The sequence below is a fragment of the Streptomyces rishiriensis genome, from assembly GCF_030815485.1.
Classification (GTDB): Bacteria; Actinomycetota; Actinomycetes; order Streptomycetales; family Streptomycetaceae; genus Streptomyces; species Streptomyces rishiriensis_A.
The window spans coordinates 3,245,586-3,259,602 of the sequence record NZ_JAUSWV010000002.1 but is presented as its reverse complement, the minus strand read 5'-3'; the positions used below and the strand labels follow the sequence as shown (position 1 = coordinate 3,259,602).

At 71.8% G+C, this 14,017-nt stretch carries 11 protein-coding genes, 1 tRNA gene and 2 pseudogenes; 6 read left to right on the top strand and 8 right to left on the bottom strand.

Going from position 1 to position 14,017, the window contains the following annotated elements; genetic code table 11:
• Positions 1-45 precede the first annotated feature (45 nt).
• From QF030_RS16940 to QF030_RS16930, 3 genes are all read left to right on the top strand, one after another.
• Entirely contained in the window at positions 46-1,155 is a 1,110-nt protein-coding gene (locus QF030_RS16940; RefSeq protein WP_307163517.1) for an SPFH domain-containing protein, read from the top strand.
• A gap of 159 nt (positions 1,156-1,314) precedes the next feature.
• Entirely contained in the window at positions 1,315-1,920 is a 606-nt protein-coding gene (locus QF030_RS16935) for a lytic polysaccharide monooxygenase auxiliary activity family 9 protein (protein ID WP_081547534.1), read from the top strand.
• Between the two features lie 199 nt (positions 1,921-2,119).
• On the top strand, positions 2,120-3,829 hold the full coding sequence (locus tag QF030_RS16930) for an AMP-binding protein (protein WP_307163516.1): 1,710 nt from the start codon (positions 2,120-2,122) through the stop codon (positions 3,827-3,829).
• On the opposite strand, the gene QF030_RS16925 is transcribed toward QF030_RS16930, so the two are convergent.
• From QF030_RS16925 to ehuB, 6 genes are all read right to left on the bottom strand, one after another.
• Positions 3,795-3,868 (bottom strand) — tRNA-Lys (locus QF030_RS16925). The two genes, QF030_RS16930 and QF030_RS16925, sit on opposite strands and share 35 nt — an antisense overlap.
• A gap of 125 nt (positions 3,869-3,993) precedes the next feature.
• The gene (locus tag QF030_RS16920; protein ID WP_307163515.1) at positions 3,994-4,752 is read right to left on the bottom strand and encodes an IclR family transcriptional regulator; all 759 of its coding nucleotides are present in this window, start codon (positions 4,750-4,752) and stop codon (positions 3,994-3,996) included.
• Between the two features lie 255 nt (positions 4,753-5,007).
• Positions 5,008-5,778, bottom strand: coding sequence for an ectoine/hydroxyectoine ABC transporter ATP-binding protein EhuA (gene ehuA / locus QF030_RS16915; RefSeq protein WP_307167591.1), 771 nt, complete (start codon positions 5,776-5,778; stop codon positions 5,008-5,010).
• 43 nt (positions 5,779-5,821) lie between these two features.
• Complete coding sequence (ehuD, locus tag QF030_RS16910; RefSeq protein ID WP_307163514.1) at positions 5,822-6,469, bottom strand: ectoine/hydroxyectoine ABC transporter permease subunit EhuD; 648 nt, start codon at positions 6,467-6,469, stop codon at positions 5,822-5,824.
• Complete coding sequence (ehuC, locus tag QF030_RS16905) at positions 6,466-7,206, bottom strand: ectoine/hydroxyectoine ABC transporter permease subunit EhuC (protein WP_307163513.1); 741 nt, start codon at positions 7,204-7,206, stop codon at positions 6,466-6,468. Before ehuC ends, ehuD begins: the two co-directional genes overlap by 4 nt.
• Positions 7,206-8,132 (bottom strand): ectoine/hydroxyectoine ABC transporter substrate-binding protein EhuB, encoded by a 927-nt coding sequence (gene ehuB / locus QF030_RS16900; protein ID WP_307163512.1) that lies wholly within the window; start codon positions 8,130-8,132, stop codon positions 7,206-7,208. Before ehuB ends, ehuC begins: the two co-directional genes overlap by 1 nt.
• Positions 8,133-8,229: 97 nt before the next feature.
• On the opposite strand from ehuB, the pseudogene QF030_RS16895 reads away from it, so the two are divergent.
• Positions 8,230-8,423, top strand: a pseudogene (locus QF030_RS16895) (DUF3830 family protein); the annotation flags it as partial.
• Positions 8,424-8,617: 194 nt separating this feature from the next.
• Here QF030_RS16895 and QF030_RS16890 read toward each other — a convergent pair.
• On the bottom strand, positions 8,618-9,580 hold the full coding sequence (locus QF030_RS16890; protein ID WP_307163511.1) for a D-2-hydroxyacid dehydrogenase: 963 nt from the start codon (positions 9,578-9,580) through the stop codon (positions 8,618-8,620).
• Between the two features lie 410 nt (positions 9,581-9,990).
• Between QF030_RS16890 and QF030_RS16880 the strand changes: the two are divergent.
• Positions 9,991-10,723 (top strand): annotated as a pseudogene (locus tag QF030_RS16880) (maleate cis-trans isomerase family protein).
• Positions 10,724-10,844: 121 nt separating this feature from the next.
• The gene (locus QF030_RS16875) at positions 10,845-11,963 is read left to right on the top strand and encodes an LLM class flavin-dependent oxidoreductase (RefSeq protein WP_307163510.1); all 1,119 of its coding nucleotides are present in this window, start codon (positions 10,845-10,847) and stop codon (positions 11,961-11,963) included.
• Here QF030_RS16875 and QF030_RS16870 read toward each other — a convergent pair.
• Positions 11,942-13,777 (bottom strand): putative bifunctional diguanylate cyclase/phosphodiesterase, encoded by a 1,836-nt coding sequence (locus QF030_RS16870; RefSeq protein WP_307163509.1) that lies wholly within the window; start codon positions 13,775-13,777, stop codon positions 11,942-11,944. The two genes, QF030_RS16875 and QF030_RS16870, sit on opposite strands and share 22 nt — an antisense overlap.
• Between the last annotated feature and the right edge of the window lie 240 nt (positions 13,778-14,017).

The window sequence follows — 14,017 nt, the reverse complement described above, 5'->3', positions numbered from 1 at the left end:
ATCTCACTGTCATGGCGTATCTGGCGCGGAGGCTGGAGGCACGCAATGAACACGACCACGTCACAGACACCCGAGCCCGACGGACCGTTCAGGCCCACTCGGCTCATCCAGAACGAGGCGACCACCGAGATCCCCGTCCATCTGCTGTTCCGGGACGAGCCCGAGCCGCGGCCCGTGCCGCTCGGGCCCGCCGTGGTGGGCAGCCGGGCGGGCACCGGCGAGCAGCCGCGACTGCGCCGGCCGACGCCGGCCAAGCCCCGCCCGGAGGCGCAGGTCGATCCGGACCTGGTGGAGCGGCCGGCCCGGGTGCTGCCCGGCGCGGCGGGCGTGTTCGCCGGGATGTGCGGGGCGGCCGGCTGTGTGGCCGCCTCGTGGTGGGCCGGAGTGCTGCCGCCGCACGCTACGCAGGCGCTGCGGCTGCCGGAGTTCGCGGGCGCCGGGCTCGGTCCGGCGCAGTGGGCGGCGTACGCGGGGGCGGGTGCGCTGGGGCTGTTCGGCTTCGGCGGGCTGGCCCGCGGGCGGACCGGGCGGGCCTGGGTGCTCGGTCTGTTCGGCCGCTACCGGGGGACCGTGCGGCGCACCGGTCTGCTGTGGGTGAACCCGCTGCTGCTGCGCCGCCGGGTGGATGTACGGCTGCGGCACTGGCGCAGCGAGCCGCTGCCCGCCGCCGACGGCAGCGGGGTCGCGCTGCGGGTGGTGACGCTCGTGGTGTGGCGGGTGCGGGACACCGCGCGGGCCACGCTGGGCGTCGACGACCACGAGACGTATCTGCGTGAGTGCGTCGAGGCGGCCCTGGCCCGCATCCCGGTGGAGACGCCGGGCGCGGGGCGGGGTTCGGTGGAGGCGGCGGGGGAGGTGCTGACCAGACGGGTCGCGCAGGACGCGGGCGCGATCGGCCTGGAGGTGTTCTCGGTGCGGCCGCTGCGGATCGAGTACGCCCCGGAGGTCGCCGCGGCGATGCACCGTCGCCGGATCGCCGCTCTCGACGCCCAGCACCGGGCGAGCGTGCTGACCTCGGTCGTGGACTCGGTGGAGGACACGGTGACCCGGCTGACCATGCGCGGACTCGTGGAACTCGACGACTACGAGCGCAAGGCGCTGGTGAAGGACCTGACCGTCGCCTTCTGCTCGGGGCGCGGGGAACAGGGGCCGTGACGGTGTTCCTGTGACGGTCATGCCGTGACGGTCCCGCCGTGTCGGGTCCGGAGACGTCTTTGATATGGACACAGCCAAGAATCGGCAATAATCTCGAACTTGGTCTAGACCTGCACGGCTCGGCTCAGTGAACTCCCCACGTTCTCCAGGAGCGGCAGCATGCGCAAAAAGACCAAGTGGTACGCCGCCGCGCTCGGACTCACCACGGCGGGAGCCTTCGTGCTCACCGCCGGGGGTGCGAGCGGCCACGGCTACACCGACCTCCCCATCAGCCGGCAGAAGCTCTGCCAGAACGGCTCCGTCACCAACTGCGGTGACATCCAGTGGGAGCCGCAGAGCGTCGAGGGCCCGAAGGGCTTCCCGGCGTCCGGCGCGGCCGACGGAAGGATCTGTTCCGCGAACAACACCCGCTTCGCCCAGCTCGACAGCCCGAAGACCCCCTCGGGCACGGCGTGGCCGGCCACCAAGGTGACCGGCGGTCAGAGCTACACCTTCCGGTGGCAGTTCACCGCCATGCACGCCACGAGCGACTTCAAGTACTACGTCACCAAGCAGGGCTGGAACCAGAACCACAACCTGGCCCGCTCCGACCTCAACCTCACCCCGTTCCTGACCGTGCCCTACGGCGGTCAGCGGCCCCCGTCCACCCTCTCGCACAGCGGCACGCTGCCGTCCGGGCTCAGCGGACGTCACGTGATCGTCGCGGTGTGGACGGTCGCCGACACGACCAACGCGTTCTACGCCTGCTCCGACGTCACGTTCTGAGCAGCGCTCGAGCTCCCCGGGCCGGCGGGCGGGTAGGTTCCCCGCCCGCCGGCCCGACCAGGTCGGCCCGCGACCTCGGGGGAGCTCGTGCAGGCCCTTTTCCGTCTCGTGCCGTCGGTCCACTGGATGTTCGCCGGGGCGGACGACGTCATGCCGTAGCCCTCCACATCTGACGGTCCGTCAACTACCGTGCGCTGCCATGGAGTCTGTCGCCGAACTCGTAGCGGCCCGGTGGGGCGACCACCGTCCCGGACTGTGGTGCCGGCAGCCCGCGAACCCCGAGGACACCGTCCTGACCCACCACGAGGTCGCCGCCGGCGCCGCCGCCCGTGCCGCGCTGCTGGCCGACCTGCTGCCGGCGGACGGTCCGCCGCATCTCGGGGTCCTGCTGGACAACACCCCCGAGTTCCCGCTCTGGCTGTCGGCCGCCGCTCTCGCAGGCGCGGCCGTCGCCGGCATCAACCCCACCCGGCGGGGCCCCGAACTGGCCCGGGACATCCTGCACACCGAATGCCGGCTGCTGATCACCGAGCACACCCACCTCCCTCTCCTCAGGGGCCTCGACCTGCCCGGGGTCCGGCTGCTGATCACCGGCACCCCGGAGTACGACGACCTGCTCGAGCCGTACGCGGACGCCCGCCCCGACCCCTCCCGGGCCACCCCCGCCGACCGGCTCCTGCTCTACTTCACCTCCGGCTCGACCGGCGCGCCCAAGGCCGCGATCTGCAGTCAGGGCCGGCTGGCCGCCGCGGGGCGCTCCCTGGCCGGACAGTTCTCCGTGCGCCGGGACGACGTGCACTACGTCTGCATGCCGATGTTCCACGGCAACGCGGTGATCGCCGACTGGGCGCCCGCGCTGGCGGCCGGGGCCGGGGTGGCGCTGCGGCGGCGGTTCTCGGCGTCGGGGTTCCTGGCCGACGTACGGCGTTACGGGGCGACCTACTTCACCTATGTGGGCCGGGCGATCCAGTACGTCCTGGCCACCGAGCCGCGCCCCGACGACCGGGACCACGCGCTGCGGCTCGGCTTCGGCACCGAGGCGGGGGCGGTGGACGCGGCCGCCTTCGAACGGCGGTTCGGGGTGCGGCTGGTGGAGGGGTACGGCTCCTCGGAGGGCGGGGCGGCCGTGCAGTGGTCGCCGGGGACCCCGGCGGGGGCGGTCGGACGGGCGGGGCCCGGTCTCGTCGTCCTCGACCGGGAGACCCGCGCCGAGTGCCCGCCGGCCGTGCTCGACCCGGCCGGCCGGCTGCTGAACGGCGACGAGGCGATCGGCGAGCTGGTCAACCGGGGACCGAACCCCTTCGAGGGCTACTGGCGCAATCCGGCGGCGGAGGCGGAGCGGCGCCGGGACGACGGGGAGTACTGGACCGGCGACCTCTTCTACCGCGACCGCGAAGGCTTCCTCTACTTCGCGGGCCGCACCGACGACCGGCTCCGCGTCGACAGCGAGAACCTGGCCGCCGCGATGATCGAGAACATCCTCGCCCGGTACGAGGGGGCGGCGGCGGTGGCCGTCTACGCGGTGCCCGATCCGGTGACCGGGGACCAGGTGATGGCGGCGCTGGCCGGATCCTTCGAGCCGCTCGGTTTCGCCGCGTTCCTGCGCGCCCAGCCCGATCTGGGGACGAAGATGGCGCCCCGGTTCGTGCGGGTGCTGGAGCGGATGCCCGTCACCGCCACGAACAAGATCCACCGGGCGCTGCTGCGGCGGGAAGGGATCCGGTGCGCCGATCCGGTGTGGTGGCGGCCCCCGGGCAAGGCGGCATACCGAAGGCTCACCGCGGAGGAAGCCGAGAGCCTGCGGAACACGGGTGGCGGCGGACGCGGGGCGGACGCCGAAGGGCCCCCCGTTTCCACGAGGGGCCCTTCATCGGTGCGCCGCCAGGGACTCGAACCCCGGACCCGCTGATTAAGAGTCAGCTGCTCTAACCAACTGAGCTAGCGGCGCATGACTCCCGCCCTCCGCCTTCGGCGGCTGACGACGGAGAAAATACTACCCGGTCCGCGGGGGTGCTCCGGACCACGTCGGCAGCCCCCGTCGGGCCACGCGTCGGGCCGTCTGCCGGACCTGCCTCAGATCGCGAGCGACAGCAGTACCGGTGCCGCGTTCCTGTTCAGCGTCTCGGCGGCCTGCCGGAGCCGGTGGGCGTGCTCGACGGGCAGGGAGAGGGCCAGGCAGCCCGCCATGGAGCCGGCGGTGATCGGCACGGCCGCGCAGACCGTGCCGATCGCGTACTCCTGGAGGTCGAGCACCGGGACCGTGGGCGGCTGTGCCTCCAGGCGGGAGAGCAGCAGCTTGTCGCTGGTGATCGTGCGCGAGGTGAGCCGGGCCATCTTGTGCCGGGAAAGATGGTCGCGCCGGCCGTTGTGGTCGAGCTGGCCGAGCAGGCTCTTGCCGAGCGCGGTGGCGTGGGCGGAGGAGCGGAAGTCGACCCACTCGTTGACGGACGGGGTGGCGGGGCCGTCGGCGTACTGGGTGATCGTGACCTCTCCGTCGACGTACCGGCTGATGTAGACGGCGGCGCCGACGGAGTCGCGGAGCCGGTCGAGGGTGTGCTGGAGCTGGTCGCGCAGGGCCTGCTCACGGTGGTGCGTAGAGCCCAGACGGGCCAGCGCGGCGCCCGTGACATAGGCCCCGTCGGCGATCTGCTCGACGTAGCCCTCGCGGCGCAGCATGCGCAGGAGCGTGGTCAGCCGCTCCGCGGTGAGGCCGGTCTGACGGGCGAGTTCGGCGTCGGTGACACCGGTGGAGTGCCGCGCCACCGTCTCCAGGACGCGCAAGGCTTCCTGGGCCGAGTGGTACGGCACGGTCGGCTCGTGCTTCAGCGCCACGGTTCCCCCCTGGTCGCTTCTCTGGCCGTGATCCGGGCAGCGAATCACCACCACGATAACGGCCAGGGGGGCCGGACGGAGGGGTTGTCGGCGAGAATGTGGCGTACCTCCGGCCCCCTCAACTGCGGCGCCGATCCTTTGGCATATGCCCACGTCATGGCCCGTTGCCTGGACCTGGCATCCCGGGCGGAGCCACGTTCCGAAACCCGGTGCGAGGCCGCGCGCGACCTGGCGGGGAATCCGTACCGTACGGCGCTACAGCACGGCCTTGAGGAACTCGCGCGTCCGCTCCTGCTCCGGCTCGCTGAAGATCTTCTCCGGGGTGCCCGACTCGATGACGCGACCCGAGTCGAACATCAGGACCTGGTCGGAGATGTCCCGGGCGAAGCTCATCTCGTGGGTCACACAGAGCATCGTGATGTCGGTGGTGCGGGCGATGTCCCGCAGCACGTCCAGGACACCGACCACCAGCTCCGGGTCCAGCGCGGAGGTCACCTCGTCCAGCAAGAGCACCTGCGGCCGCATCGCCAGCGCCCGGGCGATCGCCACCCGCTGCTGCTGGCCGCCGGACAGCTGGGTCGGGTACTTGTCGATGTGCTCGGTCAGGCCCACCAGTTCGAGCAGCTCCCGGGCCCGCTGTTCGGCCTCGTCCCTGGACAGGCCGAGGACGGTCACCGGGGCCTCCGTGATGTTGCGCAGCACCTTCATGTTCGGGAAGAGGTTGAACTGCTGGAAGACCATCCCGATGTTCTTGCGGACCTCGCGGATGTGCTTCTCGCCGGCCCGGACCAGCTTGCCGTCGCGCTCCTCGTGGGTGAGGTAGTCGCCGCCCACCCTGATGGTGCCCTCGTCGGGTTCGGTCAGCGTCATCAGCAGCCGCAGGATCGTCGTCTTGCCGGAGCCCGACGGGCCGATGAGCGTGACGTGCTTGCCGGAGTCGACGGAGAAGTCGAGCCGGTCGAGGACGGTGTGGTCGCCGAAGCGCTTGGTGACCTTGTCGAAGCGGATCAGTTCCCTGCCGTCCACCGGCGGGTTGGCGAGGAGATCGGTGGTCTTCGCGGGATCGATGTCAGCGGACAAGGCGTCGCTCCAGGGCTCGGATCAGGAGGGAGGCGGGGTAGGCGATGGCGATGAACGCCACGCCCACGACGGTGAGCGCCTCGGTGGTGAAGGTCTCGTTGCTGAAGGCCTGGGCCTCGCCGAGCATGTCGAAGGCTCCGATGGTCGCGATCATCGGGGAGTCCTTCAGCATGGCGACGACGTAGTTGCCCAGCGGCGGCACGACGCGGCGGATCGCCTGCGGAAGGATCACCGCCCGCCAGGTGCGCCCCCGGGACAGGCTCAGCGCGGTGGCCGCCTCCCACTGGCCGGCGGGGACGCCGTCGATGCCCGCGCGGTAGACCTCCGCGGTGTAGGTGGAGTAGTGCAGTCCCAGGCCGACGATGCCGGTGGTGAGCGGCGACATCGACGGGCCGAAGTTGGGGACCACGTAGAAGAGGAAGAAGAGCTGCACCAGCAGCGGTGTGTTGCGGATGAACTCCGTGACGGCGACGACCGGCCAGCGCACCCATGCGTGCCCGGACCGCTGGGCCAGCGCCCACACCAGACCCAGTGCGAAGGCGATCAGGGTGCCGACGGCCATGGCTTGCAGGGTGACGAGCACGCCGTCCCAGAAGCGCGGCATGAAGTCGTCCACGACGTTCCAGTCCCAGTTCATCCGATACCTCCCGCTGACTGCGAACCGGCCTGAAGGCTTTCGCCGCGGGCGCCGAGCTTCCGGGTCGTCCCGCCGTCCTGCTCGGGACGCTGCCCGACCCCGGCCTTCGCCCTGCGCTCCAGCAGCCGCATACCGCGGGTGATGAGGAAGGCGAGAACGAAGTAGAGGACCAGCAGCAGGGTGTAGACCGGGGTGGTCTCGTTGGTGCCCAGCCGGAGCAGGTTGCCGGCGAACGTCATGTCGGCCACCGTGATGACCGAGACCAGGGCGGTGCCCTTCAGCAGCTCGATCAACAGGTTGTTGAACGGCGGCACCATGTCGGGCCATGCCTGGGGCAGTTCGATCAGGCGCAGCCGCTGAGCGCGGGTGAAGTTCAGCGCGATGCCCGCTTCCTTCTGCGCCGGCGTGACGGCGGCCAGCGAACCGCGCACGATCTCGGAGCCGTAGGCGCCGTAGGTCAGGGCGAGCGCGCTGACGCCGGCCCACATGGGCACCAGCTGCCAGCCGAAGAGGGGCAGTGCGAAGAACATCCAGAACATCAGCACCAGCGCCGACATGCCGCGGAAGACCTCGAAGTAGGCCCCGGCGAGGAAGCGGACGATCCAGATCTGCGAACCGCGGGCGAGGCCGATGCCGAACGAGACGGCGGCGCCGAGGACCGCGGCGTACACCGTCACCTGGACGGTGACCCAGACACCCGGCAGGAACCAGGTGGTGAAGAACTCGGAAGTCATCATCAGCCGCACAGCTCCTTCGCCGTGAGGTCCGTCATGTCGGCCTCGGCGAAGCCGAAGGGGCTGACGATCCCGAGGAGTTCCCTGTAGTCGTCCTGCTTGAGCTTCAGCAGTTCCGCGTTGAACGCGTCACGGAGGTTCTTCTCGGACTGCCGGAAGGCGAATCCGCCGGCGCCGTAGGCCGGCTTGCCGTCGACCACGGGCTGGAACGGCTCGGTCGCCGAAACGCGTCCGGAATCCGCCACCGCCGACTTGACCGTGATGCGGGTGCCCGCGAAGGCGTCCACCCGCCCCTGGGCCACCGCGTCGAGTCCGGCCACCTGGTCCGGCAGGATCAGCACCTCGCCGATGCCCGCGGCCCTGGCGTAGTCGATCTGGGCGTAGGCCTTGCCGGAGGCGAGTCTGAGACCCTTCCTCTTGATGTCCTCATACGTCTTGATGCCGTGTGGATTGCCCTTCTTGACGATGAAGGAGTCCAGCATCAGATAGTCCGGGTCGGCGAACAGCACCTGTTCGCACCGCAGGGGGTTGATGTACATACCGGCCGAGACCACATCGAACTGCCGGGCCTTCAGCCCGGGTATGAGGGCGCCGAAGTCCACGGGCACCGGCTTCACCTCGTCGATGCCGAGCCTTTTGAAGATCACCTTCGCGATCGCCGGTGACTCTCCGGTGGCCTGCCCGTCGTCCCCGACATAGCCGAAGGGGGGTTCACTGGCGATGCCGATCTTCACGGATCCCTGATCCCGCAAGGTGTCCAGGAGGCTGCCTCCCAGCACCTTCCCGTCTCCCGGGACGCGGCTGCAGCCGACCACCCCGAGACTCCCCGCCGCGCCCAGCGACACCGCTCCGGCGAGCAGCGAGCGGCGGCTGAGTCTTCCCTGGCGCCGGTTGTCGGTTCCTGATCGATGTGCGTGTGGTCGAGCCATGGGCGCGCGGCTACCCGACTTCCTGCGAGCTACACGGATCGCTTTCGGCCCCGCTCGTCGCCGAGGCCGCCTTGACCGCGGGTGGACCGTGGAACGCATGGCTGACCGCTCCATCGAAGCCCCGCTGGTCAGGCACGGAATCACCGCCACGGCGCGGCCGCTCGACGATAGGGCGCCGATCACCCGCGCGATCGTCCGGGATTCCCTTCCGCTCGCCGGAGACGTCTGCACGCCACATACGCCCGTAACGAGATCTATGCCCTTTTCCCGCCTCTCGGCATGTCCGCGCCCCTACGTCGCGCCAGGGCCTCGTCGGCGAGGAGCCGTACGGACGCGTTCACCCCCGGCTGCATTCGTTCGGCCCGGTCCCGTGCCGCGCGGTCGCCTCCGCGGACTGGGCGGCCCGCCTTCGCCGTAATCGTCGAGGAGCCCGGTCGCCGTGGGTGGGGTGCGGTCGCGCGTGCACCCTTCCCGGGCCGGGGACGTCAGTGTCCGGGCACGTATCCGCGCTGCTTGTCGACCACGTTCCGCAGCGGCCGGCCCGCCGCCCACCGCTCGAACAACTCCACGAACTGCGCGCCGAGTTCGTCCCGCCAGCCGACCGTGTCGCCGCTCATGTGCGGCGAGATCAGCAGCCCCGGGACGTGCCACAAGGGGCTGTCGGCGGCGAGCGGCTCGGTGGTGAGGACGTCCAGGGCGGCGCCCGCGATCCAGCGCCGCTCCAGGGCCCGCACCAGCGCGTCCTCGTCGACCAGCGGCCCGCGGCCGACGTTCACGAAGCGGGCCGAGGGCTGCATCACGCCGAACCGCCGGGTGTCGAACATGCCGTGCGTCTGCTCGGTGAGCGGGGCGGCCGCGATCACCCAGTCGGCGCGGGCGAGGAGCCGGTCCAGGTCCTGCGGCCCGTGGATGCCGGTGCGCGGGACGCGGCCGACGACGGCCGTGGTCATGCCGAGCGCCTTCAGGGTGCGGGCGACCGCCCGTCCGATCGGCCCGGATCCGACGACGACGGCCCGGGTCCCGGCGACCCGCCCGCTCTCCCGGTGCCGCCACTCGCCCCGGCGCTGAAGCTCCCAGCTCCGCGGCAGGTCCTTCGCCATCGCCAGGACCAGCGCGGCCACGTACTCGGCGATCGGCTGGTCGAAGATCCCGCGCGCGTTCGTCACCACCGTGTCCGAGGCGACCAGCTCGGGGCACAGCAGGTGGTCCACGCCCGCGCTCGCCGTGTGCACCCAGCCCGGCCGCGGCCCCTCGCCGGGCCAGGCGGCGCGCACCGCGTGCGAGGTGAAGTCCCAGACCAGCAGGACGTCCGCGGTGGGCAGCCGTGCGGCGAGGGAGGCCTCGTCGGTGTGCAGCACCCGGGCCCGCCCGGTGAGGCGGCCGAGCCGCGGGAGGGGATCGGCGTCCAGCACGAGGACGGTGGGCAGTTCTGCGGGGACGACGTCCATGCGGTGTCCCCTCGTCCGTGACCAAGTGCCTGACGTGCGCGGATCGACCACGTTCGCACCCGGACCCACCGTCGTCAACACAGCCGTGCGTACCGTTCGTTGCGCGACCTGTCTCCCGGCGCGGGCGGTGCCCGCGATGGACGTCACCTTTCCCGGCGGCGCCCGTGCGGCGAGGTCGTCCCCCGCTGGAGGCCGGCCTGCGCATACCGGCTGATCTCGGCCAACCAGGTGACCATGTGGGCGGCGTTGCGCCGTCCGGGTACCCGAGCGGTGGGACCGTATCAAGCGCCGCTGGACACGTCGGCGCGCGTGTGGCCCCCCGGGCTGCCGGACACCCGGGTACCGCGGGAACTTCCCGTGCCGCAGGGACCCCCGGTCCTGCCGGAAGAAGAGCAGCAGGAAGGCTGGACATGACCGCACTCGGTTTCCTCTACCCGGGCCACTCGGCCGAGGACGACTACCCCCGCATCGAGCAGCTCCTCGGCAGTGACATCCGCCTGGACGTGGTCCACACGGACACCGGCGAGGACGTGCGCCAGGTCGACGCGCTGCGCCGGACGGGCGCGCCGGAGCGGCTGGCGAAGGGCGTCGAGCAGCTGCGGCTGGCCGGCGCCGAGGCGATCGTGTGGGCCTGCGCCGGCGGCGGCTTCGTGCACGGCTGGGAAGGCGCCCAGGAACAGGTCCCGCACCCTGGCGACGACCGCCGGGATGCCGGCCTCCTCCACCTCCTTCGCCTTCGTGCACGCGGCCCGCGAGATCGGCGCCGGGCGGGTAGCCGTCGGGGCGACGTACCCGGACGACGTGGCGGCACTGTTCGCCGGGTTCCTGCGGGCGGGCGGCGTGGAGGTGACCGGCGTCCACAGCGCCGGGGCCGTCACGGCGGCCGAGGTCGGCGCCTGGGGCGAGGCGGAGGTGTTCGCCCTCGCCCGGGCGGCCGACACGCCCGACGCCGGTGCGGTGCTGCTCCCTGACACCGCCCTGCACACGGCCGCGTTCCTCCCCGTCCTGGAGAAGGAGCTCGGCAAGCCGGTGCTCACCGCCAGCCAGGTCACGGTCTGGGAGGCCCTGCGCCTCACGGACCGCCGGGTGAACGCCCCGGGCCTGGGCGCGCTGTTCACCCGGGAGCCGATCGTGCAGGTCTGACCGGCTCCCCGACCGCCCCGGTGCCGGCCCGGGGCCGACAGCGGGACGGTCGGGAATAAACGGGGACACCCTCCTGTTGTGCCGCGGAGGACAGTGCACGGCCGACAACAGGAGGACCCCCGTGGCGGCGGACGAGACGGTGAGCGATGTGACGGCGGCGGACGAGATTCGAGGGACGGCTCGGGGCAGCGCACCGGCGCCGCTGTCCGTACTGGACCTGGTCACCGTCGGCTCCGGCAGCACCGCCACCGACGCCCTGCGCACCAGCGTCGAGCTCGCGCGGTTCACCGAGTCGCGCGGCTTCCACCGGTACTGGGTCGCCGAGCACCACTCGATGCCGGGCGTCGCCTCCTCCTCGCCCGCGGTGATCCTCGCCCACCTCGCCGCCCACACCGACCGCATCCGGCTCGGTTCGGGCGGCGTGATGCTGCCCAACCACGCGCCGCTCGTCATCGCCGAGCAGTTCGGCACCCTGGAGGCGCTGGCCCCTCGCCGTATCGACCTCGGTCTCGGCCGCGCCCCGGGCACGGACGGCGCCACCGCCGCCGCGCTGCGCCGCACGGCCACCCTGCACGAGGGCGCCGACGACTTCCCCGAGCAGCTCGCCGAGCTCACCCGCTTCCTGGACGACGACTTTCCCGACGGCCACCGCTACGGCCGTATCCACGCGATTCCCGGCCCGGTCCAGGGCACGTCGCCCGGTGGCGTGCAGTCGCCGCACCGGCCGCCGGTCTGGCTGCTGGGCTCCTCCGGCTTCAGCGCCCGGCTGGCCGGTGTGCTCGGCCTGCCCTTCGCCTTCGCGCACCACTTCTCGGCGCAGAACACCGTCCCCGCGCTCGACCTGTACCGGGAGTCCTTCCGGCCGTCCGAGGTGCTCGCCGAGCCGTACGCCCTGATCGGCGTCTCCGTGCTCGCCGTCGACGAGGAGCGGGAGGCGCGCCGCCAGATCCTGGCCACCGGCCTCAACATGATCCGGCTGCGCGGCGGACGCCCCGGCCTGTTCCCCTCGCCCGAGGAGGCCGAGGCGCACCAATTCAGTCCGCTGGAGCGGGAGTTCGCCGACTCCTGGGGCGCGAACATCATCCACGGCACGGCCGACGAGGTCCGCACCGGTCTCGACGACCTCCACAAGCGCACCGGCGCCGACGAGTTGATGCTCACCAGCCACGCCCACCGCGGTGAGCTGCGGCTGCGCTCCTACGAACTCGTCGCGGACGCCTACGGGTTGCCGACGGCGTAGGTCTCGGTCCCCAGCAGCTCGGAGATACGGTCCGGCGACACCGGCCGGGAGTACAGCCACCCCTGCCCGGTGTCGCAGCCGATGCTGCGCAGCCGGGTCGCCTGCGCGGAGGTCTCCACGCACTCGGCGGTGACGGTCAGTCCCAGCCGGTGCGCGAGGTCGATCATCGCCTCGACGACCACCTGGTCGGCCGGGTTCGGCGGCGAACCCGCGCCCTCGTACTGGAAGCCGCGCACGAAGGACCCGTCGAGCTTCAGCACCGACACCGGCAGCCGGCTCAGATAGGCGAGGTTGGAGTAGCCGGTGCCGAAGTCGTCGATGGCGATGCCCACGCCCATGTCGCTCAGGGCCTGCAGCGCCTGGAGCGGGCGCCCGGCCGAGCCCATCACGGCCGACTCGGTGAGCTCCAGCTGGAGCAGGTGCGGCGCGAGCCCGGTCTCGGCGAGGATCTCCGCCACATCAGCGACCAGGTCGGAGTCCCACACCTGACGCACCGCCACGTTGACGCTGACGAACAGCGGCGGATCGTCCGGATTGTCCAGCTGCCACTGCCGTGCCTGGCGGCAGGCGGTGGCCAGAACCCATCGGCCGAGCGGCACGATCGAACCGTCCTCCTCGGCCAGCGCGACGAACCGATTCGGCGACAGCAGCCCGAACCGGGGGTGATCCCAGCGCACCAGCGCCTCCACACCGCGCAGCCGGCCGTCCGACATGCCGACCAGTGGCTGGTAGTCGAGGCGGAACTCGCCGCGCTCGATGGCCGGCCGGAGCGTGGAGGCCAGCGCCTGCCGGGTCATCAGATGGGCGTTGCGCTCGGGGTCGAACAGCGTCCAGCGGTCCTTGCCGTCCACCTTCGCCCAGTACAGGGTCGTGTCGGCGGCCTGCATCAGACCGGTCGCCGTGGTGCCGGCCGCGTGCCGTTCCACGACCCCGATCGACGCGGAGACGTTCAGCCGGTGCCCGGCCAGGTCGAAGGGGGCCTGGAGCGCCTTGAGCACGGACTCGGCGAGGTCGGCGAGCTGCTCGGTGCCGGTGGAGTCCTCGACCAGCAGGGCGAACTCGTCGCCGCCCAGCCGGGCCACCAGCGGCACGCTCGGCCGGGTCTGCCCGGCCTGCTCGGCGCACTCCGTCAGCCGTTCGGCGACGGCGGCCAGCAGCAGGTCGCCGACCCGGTGACCGAGGGTGTCGTTGACCGCCTTGAAGCCGTCCAGGTCCAGGTAGCACAGGCCGATCCGGCCGGTCCCGCTCTGCTCGTACGCCTCCACCTCCAGCGCGGCGGACACCCGTTCGAAGAACAGTGTCCGGTTGGGCAGGCGGGTCACCGGGTCGTGCATCTGGAGATGCCGCAGTCTCGCCTGGAGGTCACGGTGAGCGCTCACGTCGGCGACCGACAGCAGTACACCGGGCGTGTCGGGGGCGAGGGGCGAGACGGTGACCTGCGCCCACAGTGAGCGCCCGTCGGGCTGCTTCAGGCGCCGGGTGCACCGCAGCTTCGCCTGCCGGCCGCTCAACACCTCGCGGTAGGCGTGCCAGGTGCGCGCGTCGGAGGCCAGGTCCAGCAGGTCGGAGGCGACCCGCCCGAGCAGACCGGCGCTCCCGCCGCCCAGCAGCGCGCCGAGAGCGCCGTTGGCGTCGACGATGCGACCCTCGCCGTCGACCACGGCCATGGCGAGGGGTGCCGCCGCGAAGACGGAACGGTAGGCCGGTGGTCGGTTGACCAGGAGCCCGCTTTCCGTGCTGTCGATGTCACTCTCTGTGACGGCTGACCGGTCGAGGTCTGCCGCGGGCGTCGGCCCTTCGGACGTTCCGCTCACCGCTCGCTCCCGCAGTGCACTCGATCGCTGTCCGTGCAGGAAAGTCTGCCGATCATAGAGGCTGCCCCCGGACCCGCGCAGCCACTGCCCAGTGTCCCCGAACAACCGGCCTTTCTGACAGATCGTTTCTGCCCGCACCTGGCCCGGTTCTGTGGGGGGACGACCGCTTGTGACGTTCCGTGAGAATTCCGGGGTGTCGAGGTGATGCCCGCTTTTGGCCTCCTCACTCGTCTGGGGCAG

Bases quoted from the DNA above. Each gene is read 5' to 3' on its own strand.
- QF030_RS16940 (WP_307163517.1), top strand. From the start codon at position 46: ATGAACACGACCACGTCACAGACACCCGAGCCCGACGGACCGTTCAGG.
- QF030_RS16935 (WP_081547534.1), top strand. From the start codon at position 1,315: ATGCGCAAAAAGACCAAGTGGTACGCCGCCGCGCTCGGACTCACCACG.
- QF030_RS16930 (WP_307163516.1), top strand. From the start codon at position 2,120: ATGGAGTCTGTCGCCGAACTCGTAGCGGCCCGGTGGGGCGACCACCGT.
- ehuD (WP_307163514.1), bottom strand. From the start codon at position 6,469: ATGAACTGGGACTGGAACGTCGTGGACGACTTCATGCCGCGCTTCTGG.
- ehuC (WP_307163513.1), bottom strand. From the start codon at position 7,206: ATGATGACTTCCGAGTTCTTCACCACCTGGTTCCTGCCGGGTGTCTGG.
- ehuB (WP_307163512.1), bottom strand. From the start codon at position 8,132: ATGGCTCGACCACACGCACATCGATCAGGAACCGACAACCGGCGCCAG.
- QF030_RS16890 (WP_307163511.1), bottom strand. From the start codon at position 9,580: ATGGACGTCGTCCCCGCAGAACTGCCCACCGTCCTCGTGCTGGACGCC.